Origin of the sequence: Paenibacillus phytohabitans (assembly GCF_013141775.1) — a bacterium.
GTDB lineage: Bacteria > Bacillota > Bacilli > Paenibacillales > Paenibacillaceae > Paenibacillus_AQ > Paenibacillus_AQ phytohabitans.
The window spans coordinates 63,729-77,057 of record NZ_WHOB01000068.1; the positions used below are offsets into that span (position 1 = coordinate 63,729).

The following is a 13,329-nucleotide window of genomic DNA, read 5'->3' on the forward strand; positions in this document are numbered from 1 at the left end:
GGACTCACCTCATGTCATCGTTCTCGAGTTGTCACTTACCTGGGAATTGTATAAGATATCGCCGTCCCCTGGCCGGGAACACTGTGGATACTCAGGCCTGTTCCGTACATTTTGAGCAGCCGGCGCTGAATATTCCGCAGTCCGATACCGCCCTCTGTCCGCTCTTCTGACAGAACCTCCGCTATCCGCTGAGGAGACATCCCGACACCATCATCTTTGACGGCAACCACAAGCTGGCCGGGCAACAGCTGAATCGACAGCCGCACTGTCCCTCCAGCCTCCTTCTGCATCAGCCCGTGGTTGACGGCATTCTCTACAATCGGCTGAATGCTGAGCGGCGGAACCAGTCCCATAATATCGTCCGGGACATCGAACTCGATATTCAGCCGCTCGTCAAACCGCGCCTGCTCGAGGGCAAGATAGGACTGAACCAGCCCCAGCTCCTTCTCAACAGGAACGGTCTGTCCCCGGTTCTGGAAGTCAAAGCTGCTCCGCAGGTACTGGCTGAGATCCAGCAGCAGATCAGTGGCCTTATCCGGGTCTACCGGACATACGGAGATGATCGCATTGAGCGCATTATACAAGAAATGCGGTTTGATCTGGGCCTGCAGGAAGGCAATCTCCGCCTGAACGGATATCCGGACAGACTTGCGCATATCGAGCAGTGTCTGCACACGCGCCTTGAACTCGCGCAGCTCCACCGGCTTGCTCAGATAATCATTGGCTCCGGCCTCGAACGCAGCCTGGATATCCTCGGGGCGGCTGCTCGCCATCAGCACCAGAATCGGCAGCTCCGACAGAACAAACCGTTCACGGATCGTTTTGCATAATAACAATCCGGGTATTTCCGGCATCACCCAGTCTGCAATGACAAGATCGAGTTCAGGGTACTGCTGTATTTTACTTATAGCTTCGGTCCCGCTGCTGGCCGTAATCACCGAATGATTCTCCAGCTGCAGCACATTAACCAGCACCTGAAGATTGACAGGATCATCATCCACAACCAGAATGAAGCAGCATTCCGCAGGCGGCGGAAGTACCGGCTCTTCTCCCGGCAGCTGGACTGCCGCTGCCGTCTCCCATCCGGTAATTTCCAGATACTCCTGCTCCAGCAGAGCTTTGCTTCTCCGCAGGATAGGTTGCGTGAAGCGGAAGACAGAGCCTTGCCCCAGCTCCGAATGCACCTCTATCTCTCCCCCGGCCAGCTCAACCAGCCTCTGGGTAATGCTGAGACCGAGGCCGTTTTCCCGGTAGGCCTTCTGGGCTGCGGGTCCGCTTGGATCATAGGCATCAAAGATGGAATGCAAACGCTCAGGAGCAATCCCCTGCCCCGTATCCGTGATAAGAATGGCAACATACTCTTCTTTAACCTCTGCAGACAGCGTTATCACGCCCTGAGGCGTATAATTGACGGCATTTGCCAATAAATTATGCAGAATTTGAGCAAGGCGCTGTTCATCCGTCTCCAGCAGGGGAAGATTGCCGGGCAGGTCCAGGCGGAATTCAAGATTGTCCTTTCCGTATACCTGGCGCGTCACCTCCATAATGGAGACAGCCGCGGTGCGGAGATCCACCGCCTGCCGGCGCAGAAAGAGCGAGCCGTGATTCAGCTTCGCGAAGTCAGACATATCATTGATTAAGGCAGACAGCCGCTTGCCCGTCGAGACAATCATGAGCAACTGCTCACTCTGGGCACTGCTCACGGAACCTGCCGCACCCTGCGCCAGTGTCTGGGCCATGTTGACCATTCCCTGCAGCGGCTTGCGGAGCTCATGGGAAGTATCGGAGATGAAATCGTCCTTCAAGCCATCGAGTGTCTGCAGCCTGCGTGACAGCTGCCCCACCTCAAGGAAAGACGACGCATATTGCCGGGTCATAATAATCGCCTGAACGAATCCGAACAGGACAATCTCGTAAGAGATTATAAAATAGCTGAATGACAGGTTCATAAAGCTGACCAGATAGCAGATAATAACGACGCTGAGACTCTCAATGCTGACCATCATCAGGAACATATTTTTCGGATTCCGTCTTGTCCCCTGAACCATAGAGTAGAGCACAAAGCCGATACTTACCGAGCCCCAGGTCAGCAGCAGGCCCTCCAGATAGCTGAACAGATAGGCCGGCATGAATATAGAGATCAGCAGCAGCACGCTCGTAATCATTTTAGAGGCCTTAATGACTGCAATAGACATCGGGTAATTCACGGAATTGGCGACATAGCGCAGCAGATAATAGTAGACCAGCGTGGAAGAAGCCAGCTGCAGCTTGAGCACAACTTCATACGGAAGCCCGGGAAGCCCAGCCGCGATCAGCTTCTCGCCGTGGGTCAGAATGTAGACAAAGGCCGCCATGCAGAATAGACCCAGATAGAGGGTGACCCCCCGGCTCTCTCTAACCTTGGAGAACATCAGCAGGAATAAAGAAAGAATAATAAATCCGAACAGCGCTCCGCCGTCTACAAACAGCGCAAATTCGCGGTGCTTCAGAATAGAGGCCTGATCACCGATGACAATCGGCAGAACGATACCGCCGGAGGAGTAGCTGTAATTCGCCACCTGTACAATAATCTCCATGGTATCTCCGGTCACCGAAGCAAACCCCGTATAGGGTATATTATTCTGCCTCCCCTCAGAAGCCATGGGGGCGGGGCTGCCGCTGCTGCCAATCTCCTGTCCGTTCACGAAGACCCGGCTTGCCGTACGGATGTTGCTGGTGCGCAGACCGTATATTACGGCTTCCCCATAGGCAATCCTGGCCTGCAGACGGTAAGTGCCGTACCCTTTGGCTGCGGGTTCACCGGTGACGGATATATAAGGATTCCATTTCCCGGGAACCTGAACCATTCCGGACACGGCAGGCATGCCCGGGTCCCTCCGCTCCGGGGAGAACGCCTCAGGCATCAGCAGCGCACCGCGGTACAGCTCCCATTCCCCGTTCAGCTTCACAACCCCGTCTTTGCGGAAGTCCCAGCTGCGCAGATCGATCATCCCTTGCCGGGCTTGCGGCATTCCGCGGTTTATATGGAGAGTCTGGAGGATAGAGAGCAATGGAATGATCAACACCAGCACCAGACTGCCTAGAATACTCAGCCAATATTTTTTCATGCCCCATGCCATTCCCTTCTAGCTGTCATTGTATAAATTATACATTAAATTCTGTTTATTTAAGTGCAATAAAAAAAGCCGATTCCCATTTATTTCGGAATCGGCTGCTTATCTTATTAGATTAAAATTTTAGGAATATTTTACTTTACCTCCGGAGCGGCGACTGCGGAAGCTGTGCTCTCCTGGGTTTTGGACAGAAAGATATTAAGAATAATTGCTGTCAGAGATCCGGATACGATCCCGTTCTGCAGCAGCATTCTGGCGAACTCCGGCAGCTGGTCGAACATGGACGGCAGCACAGCAGAGCCGAGACCGACAGCAATACTGCAGGCGGCAATCAGCAGATTGCCGTCCTTGCGCAGGTCAACATCCGACAGAATCGACATGCCGGATGCGGCAACCGATCCGAACATGACAATCATCGCCCCGCCAAGCACCGCGTTCGGTACGACTGTAGTCAGCGCTGCCAGCTTCGGCAGCAGCCCGAGCACGATCATAATTCCGCCGGCGGCAAAAATAACATTGCGCGTCTTCACCCGGGTCAGCGACAGCAAGCCGACATTCTGGGAGAACGCCGTATAAGGGAACGCATTAAACAATCCGCCGAGCATGATGGCAAGCCCTTCAGAACGCAGGCCGTTCACGATCTGCTTCTGTTCTACCTGCTGATCCGTTGCCTTGCCCACGGCAAAGTACACACCCGTCGATTCCACCATGGACACAATATTAACGATAATCATCGTGAAGATCGCCGTAATACTGAACTGCGGCCAGCCGAAGTAGAATGGCTGGGCCACACTCACCCAAGAGGCCGTAGTCACTGTAGAGAAATGTACGATGCCCATGGCATAGCCGATTACGGTTCCGACAACCAGGCCTACCAGTACAGATACGGAACGCAGGAAGCCTGTAGTCAGGCGGTTCACCGCCAGAATTACGAGCAGTGTAATCAGGGCCAGCAGCAGATTGCGGGGCTGGCCGAAATCAGCGCTGCCCTGTCCGCCGGCCACGTTATTCATCGCTACCGGGATCAGCGAGAGCCCGATGATAGTTACTACGGAGCCGGTTACTACTGTAGGGAAGAATTTCAGCAGCTTCCCGTATATCGGGGCTGCCAGCACAACGAACAGACCGGAGATAATAATAGCCCCGTACGCTGTCGGGAGATTGGAGCCTGAAGCGATAGCGATAATCGGGCTGACTGCGGTAAAGGTACAGCCGAGTACAACGGGAAGTCCGCTTCCGAAATACTTGCTGCCCATAATCTGCAGCAGCGTTGCCAGCCCGCAGGTGAACAGATCCGCTGCGATCAGATACGCCATCTGCGTTCCGTTCAAATTCAATGCCCCGCCGACCACCAGCGGCACAATCACAGCTCCGGCATACATAGCCAGCACATGCTGAAGCCCGAGGGCGAATATCTTCTGTTTGCTTAGCATCCTGCACTCTCCTTAATTAATTCTTCCGCACGGGCACTGCCGGTGCCGGGATTATCTATAAAGTGAACTTCCCCCGGAGACATTGAAGCAATCCGCGCCAGGGCATGTACCGGAATTCCGCGCTGCTCCAGCAGGCTGCGTCCTTCCTGGAAGCTCTTCTCAATGACACAGCCGACTCCCATCAGCTGCGCCCCGGACTCCTCCACGATATCGCATAGTCCTACAAGCGCTGCACCGGTAGCCAGAAAGTCATCGACAATCAGCACGTTGTCGCCAGGTCCGAGATACTTCTGCGAGATGCTGATCAGGTAGTCTTCCTGACGGGTGAAGGAATGCACCGGTGCGGAATAGACCGCCTCGGAGAGGGTAACAGCCTTCTTTTTCTTGGCATAAATAAACGGTACACCCAGCGCAATGCCTGCAGCCATGGCGAACTGGATGCCGCTGGCCTCTACAGTCAGCACCTTGGTGATGGGCTGGTCTCCGAAGATAGCTTTGAATTCCTGCCCGATTTGCAGCGCAAGCTCCGTGTCCACCTGATGGTTCAGAAACGAGTCTACCTTCAGCACAGTCTCCGATAGAATTAAGCCTTCTTGTCTTATGCGTTCCTCCAGTACTTTCATTACAGCGATTCTTCCTCCTTTAAAATAAAAAAGACAGATCCCCTTGAGCGTTTCTCTCAAGTGAATCTGTCCTTCTGGGTTTTTGTCCCTTAGTGGTGTAACACATAAGCGTGTCCGCATCGCTTGGACCAGTCCTTCCCCTGCCGCAGCACAAGAAACGGAACCCTAGATGCGCTATTTCACTCATAGTCGGATAATTACAGTGGTCATCCGGTAGAAACTTATGGGCCATATTCCCAAGATTATATGAGGTATTATGATAAGTCTGTTTTTAAAAACCTTCGTATATCTTACACGCTCTGTATGATCCTTACAAGCAAAATTTTAAGTATATTTGCTGTGGATTTCAAAGTGTTTCATGAAATACACGCGTATTTCATCATCGATTCTCCCTGCTCACTAGGCAACCGTTTGTTTATGGGGTCGCAGCGCCTGTATTCCTCACCCTTCCTTCCTCCGCGCATTAATGATAAGGAAAACCTATGCAGGGAGGCATGATACGGATGGCTAAGCAAAAAGACCGGATAACTGTCATTATTCAAAAAGGGAAGCAGCAGATTGTTACCCGCCCCCCGCTGGCCGGCATCAGCCGGCTGGTGTTTGTTATCAATAACCAATATACCAACGCAGCCAATACCACACAGATTGCCAGCGGCGCCGGCCGAAGCAGCGCAGCGGGCAGCAATGCAGCCATTGCTTCGCCCCATACCCGCCAGCAGGAGAGTGTCGGAGCCGGGGGGACGGCGGCGAACACAGGCAGCAAGGGACACCGGGGCACCCGCCGTCACGCGCCGCTGCTTCGTCCGCGCACCGGAGAGAAGGAGATTGTCATCGTCGTGAACAACCAGACCGTGAAGCTCCCGGGGGGCAGCAGAAGCTCCTCCGCCACACAGGTCGGCAGCGGCAGCGGAACCTACAGCTCGGGCGGAACCAATGCCGCTATCGAGATTCCCGGATCCAAGCAGCAGCAGGCGGTTGGCGGCGGTGCAGGAGGCCATGCTTCGAACCGGGCTGCTGCCCGGCGGCGTCAGGGCGGCAGGCGGCGGCGCTGACGCCGCCTGCCGGGAAATGCAATCACGCTTAAACTGGCAAATAACACCGGAAACCTTGTAAAAATCAGGTTTTTCGGTGTTTTCTCTGTGTCCTCTATATCGCCGGGCGTCTATTAAAAGTATACTTATATATATTTAGTAGTACTAACTGAACAAAGGCGGCGAACTATGAGGATTAAACAACAGGTTTGGTTAGCAACATCGGTTACTATACTGCTGCTGGGCAGTATGATTATTATATCTTCACTCTATTTGGAAGGCATTCCGCGTATCTTCATTAATGGATTAAGCGGGGGCGGGATTCTGATTGGAATAGGCCTCATCTTCAGCATTCACCGGAATATTGACCACGGGCTGGACCGGATTACGAACATCTCCCGGGATATCGCCGACGGGACGCTTAATCCTGCAGCCGCGGCAACTGTACGCAAGGATGAATTCGGACTGCTCGCAGCTTCTTACTACAAGCTGGCAGCCGATCTTCACCACAGGTCCGCTGAAGAACGCGAACTGCGGCTGAAGGCGGAGGAGCAGGCCTGGATTAATACGCAAGTGTCAGAGATGGCAATGCAGCTTCAGGGATCGGTGCATCTGCAGACGGCAGCGCGTGTATTTATCGGCAGGCTGGCTGCCGCTGTCGGCGGAAGCTATGGAGCCGTATATTTGAAGCAGGGCGGTCAGCTAAACTTCGCAGCCGGCTATGCCTTTGACGAATCGGCAGGCCGCCGCGAACCCATTCAGCTGGGCAGCGGACTGGTCGGACAATGCGCGGTGGATCAGCAGACCCTCGTGCTGGAGAATCTTCCGGAGCATTATATCAAAGTCCATTCCGCGCTGGGTGAAGCTTCCCCATCTTCGCTTATCGTAGTTCCGATCATGCATGAGCGGGAAGTGGTCGCCGTAATGGAGCTGGCCGCTTTGCACCCGTTCGGCTCCAAGGAGCACGAGCTGATCGAGCGGACCGGCCAGAACATGGGGGTGCTGATCAATACTTTGGCCGGCGTGGCCAGAATTGAAGAGCTGCTGAGCGAAACCCGGCTGCAGAAGGATGAGCTCGAAGCGCAGACCGAGGAATTGACGGCGCAAACCCAGGAGCTGGAGGCACAGACCGAAGAGCTTATGGCCCAAACCGAGGAACTGCGTATGCAGACTGAGCAGCTGCAGGACCAGGGGGAAGAGCTGAAGATGCAGGCCGAGAGCCTGCTGTCCTCCAATGAAGAGCTTCAGGCGCAAATGGAGCTGACAGAGGAACAAAAAGCCGAGATTGAAGCCCAGGCCGATGAGCTGAGGCAGCAGACGGAAGAACTGTACGCCTCCAATCTGGAGCTCCAGCAGCAAATGGAGATTACCAGCCGGCAATCAACAGAGATCAAGGCACAAGCCGATGAGATATCGGCCGCGAACCGCGATATGCAGAAGCAGCTCCAGCTTACAGAACGCCAAAAAGCCGAGATCGCCGATCAGGCTGAAGAGCTTCAAGCCCAAACGAACGAACTGCTGGAGCAGAAAGAAGAACTCCAGGCCCAGACTGAGGAGCTTCAAGCTCAAACGGAAGAACTTCAGTCCCAGACGGACGAGCTCCAGGCTCAGGCCGATGAGCTTCTGACCCAGAAAGAAGAGCTAGCCGCCTCCAATGATCAGCTGCTGCTCCAAGTCCGGCTTACCGAGCAGCAGAAGGAAGAAATTCAGGCGCAGGCCCAGGAAATCTTCATGGCTGCCCAGTATAAATCGGAATTCCTCGCCAACGTATCGCATGAACTGCGCACACCGCTGAACAGCCTGCTGATTCTCTCGCAGATTCTCGCCGAGAACAAGGAAGGCAATCTTGAGAAGAAACAGCTGGAATATGTGCATACCATCTTCTCCGCAGGCAAGGATCTGCTGCAGCTGATCGACGAGATTCTCGATCTGGCCAAGCTGGAGGTCGGCAAAATGACTCCTGTTCTTGAACCGGTCTCTTTACAGGACCTCAGCAACCATGTCTTCCGCCATTTTGAACAGCAGGCCAAGAAAAAGAATCTCCGCTTCGATGTCCATTCAGACAGCAGGCTGCCTGACCATCTGATGACCGACGGCCACAGACTGCAGCAGATCATGAATAATCTGTTGTCCAATGCTATTAAGTTCACCCCGGAGCAAGGCTCCGTTTCCCTGTCCATCCGCACCAGCGGCGATGAAGTAATCTTCGCTGTCAGCGATACCGGCATCGGCATTGCCGCCTCCAAGCTGGGGAGCATCTTCGAAGCGTTCCAGCAGGCGGACGGCACCACCAGCCGTAAATACGGCGGCACCGGTCTTGGGCTTACGATCTGCCGCGAGCTGGCTACCCTGCTGGGCGGAAGAATTGAAGTGGATTCCGTTGAAGGCAAAGGCAGTACCTTCTCGCTGATTATTCCTGCAGTTGAGCCGGGAGAGGACGCACAGGCGCTGGCTGCCGCTACCTTTGCAGCCGCAGCCACTGCGGATATGCCGGGTTCCGAGACCGGCAGCCGGGAGAATCCGGCTTTCCGGGAATCGTTCGTTCCCGATATTTCCATCTCGAATCCTAAGCTGCTGCAATATGCCGAGATGGAGGATGACCGCGGCAATCTGCTCCCCGGCGACACCCTCCTGCTGATCATAGAGGAGGATGCGGAATTCGCCACTATGCTGCTTGAACTGGCGCGCAGCCGGGGCTTCAAGGCGATCGTCGCCTTCCAGGGCGATCAGGGTCTGGCGCTGGCACATGCCTACAAGCCGGACGCCATCCTGCTGGATCTGCATCTTCCCGTCCTGGACGGCTGGTCGATTATCAACCGGCTGAAGAGCCGGCCGGAGCTGCGCCATATTCCGGTGCATGTCATCTCGACAGCCGAGGAGAATCAGCAGAGCCTGGCGATGGGCGCCTTGTCCTTCTGGAAGAAGCCGAATGATTATGCCGAGCTGGAAGCAGCCTTCCTGCAGATTGAGACGTATATCCGCCGTCCGGTGAAGAGCCTGCTGATTGTCGAAGACAACAAGATTCTGCGCAGCAGCCTTGTCGAATTCATCGCGCATCCCGATGTGAACATTATTGCGGTCGGCACAGGCAGGGAAGCGATGGAGCATCTGGCCAGTCATCATTTTGACTGCATGGTGCTGGACTTAGGCCTGTCGGATATTTCCGGCTTCGATCTGCTGGAGCAGGTCAAAACCAACCGTAAGCTGCAGACCCTGCCGGTCATTATCTATACAGGCAAGGATCTCAGCAAGACCGATGAGCAGCGCCTCAAGCACTACGCCGAGAGCATTGTCATCAAGAATGTACGGTCTATGGAACGGCTCTACGATGACACGGCCTTATACCTCCACCGCAAGCATGCTGACCTGCCGCTGGATAAGCAGCGCCTGATTGAGAATCTGCACAATCCGGAGTCAGCCTTTGCCGGAAAAAGCATTCTGCTTGTGGATGATGATATGCGTAATATTTTTGCGTTATCCAGTGTGCTCGAAGGTTATAATATGGAGATCAGCTTTGCCCAGAACGGTAAAGAAGCCCTGGAGCATCTGGAGACACACCCGGGCGTTGAGCTCGTATTCATGGATATTATGATGCCGGAGATGGATGGTTACGAGACCATGAAGCATATCAGGCTCAGACCGGAGTATGACCAGCTGGTGATTATCGCGCTGACCGCCCGCGCCCTGGAGGAAGACCGGGTCAAATGCCTGCAGGCCGGAGCAAACGATTATATATCCAAGCCGATTAATACGACACAGCTGGTAAGTGTGCTGAAATTATGGTTGATTCAGTAGGAGGAATTATGGAGTACCCTATTAATATTTTACTTGTCGATGACCGTCCGGACGAGCTCCTGTCCATGCAGGCTTTGCTGGCCGACACACCTTATCACCTGATTGGTGCAACCTCCGGCATGGAGGCCCTGAAATGTCTGCTGGAGCAGGAGTTCGCCCTGATTATTATGGATGTGCTCATGCCTGACATGGATGGATTCGAAACAGCGAAGCGGATCAAAGCGCGTCAAAAGTCACGTGACATCCCGATTATATTCCTAACTGCGCTGACTTCCGAGCTGGAGACCTATATGATGGCCTATTCAGCCGGAGCTATAGATTTCCTGACTAAGCCGTTCCATCCGATTGTGCTTAAGAGCAAAATTGACGGCTTCGTCCGCCTCTATCAGACCCGCAAAGAGCTGCAGCTTAAATCCCTGGAGCTGGAGGCGGCGAATAGCGTTCTGACCGAGCTGAAGGATACTGCCGAAGTCGCTCTAAGGATCAAAAGCGGCTTCCTCGCGATGATGAGCCATGAAATCCGCACACCGCTGAACGGAATTATTGCCATGTCGGATGTACTGCGGACCTCTGAGCTGGCGGCGGATGACATGGAAATGGCCGAAATCATTCATACAAGCGGCCACGCACTGGTGTCTGTCATTAATCATATCCTGGACTTCACCAAGATTGAATCCGGCAAAATGGAGCTGGACTATGAGCTGTTCAACCTCCACTCCTGCATCAAGGAAACCGTTGATCTTTTCCGGGCACTCGCCAAGGAACGCAATCTGGCCCTGGAGACCTTCATCGACCCGGCCATTCCCGCGCTGCTCGTTGGAGATCCCAACCGTCTGCGCCAGGTACTGAACAACCTGATCGGCAATGCAATTAAGTTCACCTACTCGGGCGGCGTTAAGGTAGGGGTTCATCTCCGGCAAGCGATGGATAGGGTAATGGAGCTTGAGTTCATTATTGAAGATACCGGCATCGGCATTCCTGCGGACAAAATGAAATACCTGTTCCAGCCGTTCACCCAGATCGGCGCTACGATCAACCGTAAATTCGGGGGCACCGGACTCGGGCTGTCCATCTGCAAAATGCTGGTCGACCTGATGGGCGGAACAATCTACGCTAGACCGGATGTTGAACAAGGGGCCGTCTTTATCTTCACGATTCAGGTCGGTGAAGGACAACCGGATTAGCGTTTATTTCTGCAGCTGGCCGGATACCAGGCATATCAAAGAACCGCAAGCCTTCGGGGCTTGCGGTTCTTTGTGTACGCTCATAGGTCTGCTGCGCCTTATTCCACACCGCCGGGCAGCAGCTCCACCTTCTTGTTATTCAGCACATTGTCCTCCAGCACAGCGAATTTATCGCCATACTCCTTAATAATATGCTGCTCTCCCCACGCGCACAGGGAGTCCAGAATGGACCCGAGCGTCTGTCCGTATTCGCTCAGCTCATATTCCACTTTGGGCGGAACCTGGTTATAGCTGATCCGGTTGACGATGCCGTCCTGCTCCAGCTCGCGGAGCTGCTGGGTCAGCATTTTCTGCGTAATATTCGGCATATGCCGCTTCAGATCGCTCGTCCGCAGCTTGCCATGCGTCAGGTGGCAGAGTATAACGCATTTCCACTTCCCCCCGATGACCTCAAGCGTAGCTTCGACCGAAATATTATATTTTTTAGCCATTATATTGCCTCCTGTATGCTCACTGTACATCCCTTTATGTGTCGCTCAGCGGGTAGTTCAGGGTAGTTTATGGGTACTTTTTGGTACCTATAGTACTTTAAAGTACGTACTACCCATTTGCATATCTGTACTCCATAATAGCACTTACCGGCCGGTGATTACCATAGTAGGAGTGAAGAACATGTCTCTGGACACAAAAAGAAGTACCCTCGCGCTGCTGGCTCTGGCGATCAGCGCCTTTGCGATAGGAACAACCGAGTTTATCAGTGTCGGGCTGCTGCCGCTCATTGCTGATGACCTGAATATATCCGTGACCACCGCCGGATTAACCGTTACTCTGTATGCGCTCGGTGTAACCTTCGGTGCACCTGTGTTAACCTCGCTGACCACAAGAGTCTCCCGCAAAACACTGCTGCTCCTGCTGATGCTCGTATTCATCGCCGGTAACAGTCTTGCGGCCGCTGCTGGCGGAATCGGCACTCTGCTGGCCGCCCGGGTAATATCCGCCCTCTCGCATGGCCTGTTCATGTCGATCGCCTCCACCATCGCCGCCGACCTGGTGCCCGAGAACCGCAGGGCCAGCGCCATCTCCATTATGTTCACCGGCCTTACCGTAGCCACGGTCACCGGCGTGCCGCTTGGCACCTTCCTCGGACAGCAGCTGGGCTGGCGGGCCGCCTTCACCGCCATTGTCGTGATCGGCATCCTCGCGCTGATCGCTAATCTGATTCTGGTGCCCGCCGGACTCCGCAAGGGGACCCGCACACCGCTGCGCGAGCAGGTCAAGCTGGTGACGAACGGCCGGCTGCTGCTGGCTTTTGCCATTACAGCCCTGGGCTACGGCGGAACGTTCGTCGTCTTCACTTATCTCTCCCCGCTGCTGCATGAGATCAGCGGCTTCCAGGAGAAGACGGTCGCTGTGATCCTGCTCGTCTATGGTATCGCCATTGCCATCGGCAATGTGATCGGCGGCAGAGCAGCGAACCGCAAGCCGATGAACGCCTTATTCTATATGTTCGCCCTGCAGGCCGCCGTGCTGCTAATCCTCACCTTCACGGCTCCCTTCAAAACCGCCGCCCTGATCACCATCTTCTTCATGGGGCTGCTCGCCTTCATGAACGTCCCCGGGCTGCAGGTCTATGTAGTAATGCTGGCTGACCGGTTCGCGCCCGGCGCCAGAGATGTCGCCTCTGCTGTCAACATTGCCGCCTTCAATGCAGGCATCGCCATCGGCGCCTATCTCGGCGGACTGGTCACCGATCATATGGGACTGATCCACACCGCCTGGGTGGGCGCAGTCATGGTGTTCGGGGCCGTTCTGCTCACGGCCTGGAGCCGGGCGCTGGAGAACAGGGACGAGCGTATGCAGCGGGCGGAAGCTGCTTAAGCCTAAGTGCTGTGTGCGCCGCAAGAGGCAATGTGTGCAGTCAAGCGGTATGTTTCTCAAAATCCTGCCCATAATACAACATTTCCCTCTTTATTCCGGGCAAATTTTAAGATTGTTGTATGAAATGCAGTATTTCTCGTCTTCTAAGCAGCTTATCGAAGAAATTATTGTATTTAATACAACAATCCTTTAGAAAATCCAGATATCAAGGAATCAAAGCTGCACTACGTACAACATTTTGCCCGTACCTACACTATTCCTTCAGGAGGTCA

At 54.3% G+C, this 13,329-nt stretch carries 8 protein-coding genes and 1 riboswitch; of the genes, 4 read left to right on the plus strand and 4 right to left on the minus strand.

The window, feature by feature from the left end; genetic code table 11:
* Window positions 1-35: 35 nt before the first annotated feature.
* From GC101_RS22920 to GC101_RS22930, 3 genes are all read right to left on the minus strand, one after another.
* Complete coding sequence (locus tag GC101_RS22920; RefSeq protein ID WP_171719154.1) at window positions 36-3,107, minus strand: ATP-binding protein; 3,072 nt, start codon at window positions 3,105-3,107, stop codon at window positions 36-38.
* A gap of 140 nt (window positions 3,108-3,247) precedes the next feature.
* Complete coding sequence (locus GC101_RS22925; RefSeq protein ID WP_039304744.1) at window positions 3,248-4,546, minus strand: nucleobase:cation symporter-2 family protein; 1,299 nt, start codon at window positions 4,544-4,546, stop codon at window positions 3,248-3,250.
* Window positions 4,540-5,169 (minus strand): xanthine phosphoribosyltransferase, encoded by a 630-nt coding sequence (locus tag GC101_RS22930; protein WP_171719155.1) that lies wholly within the window; start codon window positions 5,167-5,169, stop codon window positions 4,540-4,542. Before GC101_RS22930 ends, GC101_RS22925 begins: the two co-directional genes overlap by 7 nt.
* 166 nt (window positions 5,170-5,335) lie before the next feature.
* Window positions 5,336-5,439: riboswitch (purine riboswitch) on the minus strand.
* A gap of 233 nt (window positions 5,440-5,672) precedes the next feature.
* On the opposite strand from GC101_RS22930, the gene GC101_RS22935 reads away from it, so the two are divergent.
* The 3 genes from GC101_RS22935 to GC101_RS22945 all read left to right on the plus strand — a co-directional run bounded on the left by GC101_RS22935 (window position 5,673) and on the right by GC101_RS22945 (window position 11,179).
* On the plus strand, window positions 5,673-6,221 hold the full coding sequence (locus GC101_RS22935; protein WP_246354468.1) for a hypothetical protein: 549 nt from the start codon (window positions 5,673-5,675) through the stop codon (window positions 6,219-6,221).
* Between the two features lie 168 nt (window positions 6,222-6,389).
* Window positions 6,390-9,995: a response regulator gene (locus GC101_RS22940; RefSeq protein ID WP_246354469.1), complete on the plus strand. Its 3,606-nt coding sequence runs from the start codon at window positions 6,390-6,392 to the stop codon at window positions 9,993-9,995.
* Window positions 9,996-10,003: 8 nt separating this feature from the next.
* On the plus strand, window positions 10,004-11,179 hold the full coding sequence (locus tag GC101_RS22945; RefSeq protein WP_171719156.1) for an ATP-binding response regulator: 1,176 nt from the start codon (window positions 10,004-10,006) through the stop codon (window positions 11,177-11,179).
* A 98-nt stretch (window positions 11,180-11,277) separates the two neighbouring features.
* Here the strand turns inward: GC101_RS22945 and GC101_RS22950 are convergent, their stop codons facing one another.
* Entirely contained in the window at window positions 11,278-11,670 is a 393-nt protein-coding gene (locus GC101_RS22950; protein WP_042140412.1) for a winged helix-turn-helix transcriptional regulator, read from the minus strand.
* Window positions 11,671-11,851: 181 nt separating this feature from the next.
* On the opposite strand from GC101_RS22950, the gene GC101_RS22955 reads away from it, so the two are divergent.
* Window positions 11,852-13,057: an MFS transporter gene (locus GC101_RS22955; RefSeq protein WP_076243623.1), complete on the plus strand. Its 1,206-nt coding sequence runs from the start codon at window positions 11,852-11,854 to the stop codon at window positions 13,055-13,057.
* Window positions 13,058-13,329 lie beyond the last annotated feature (272 nt).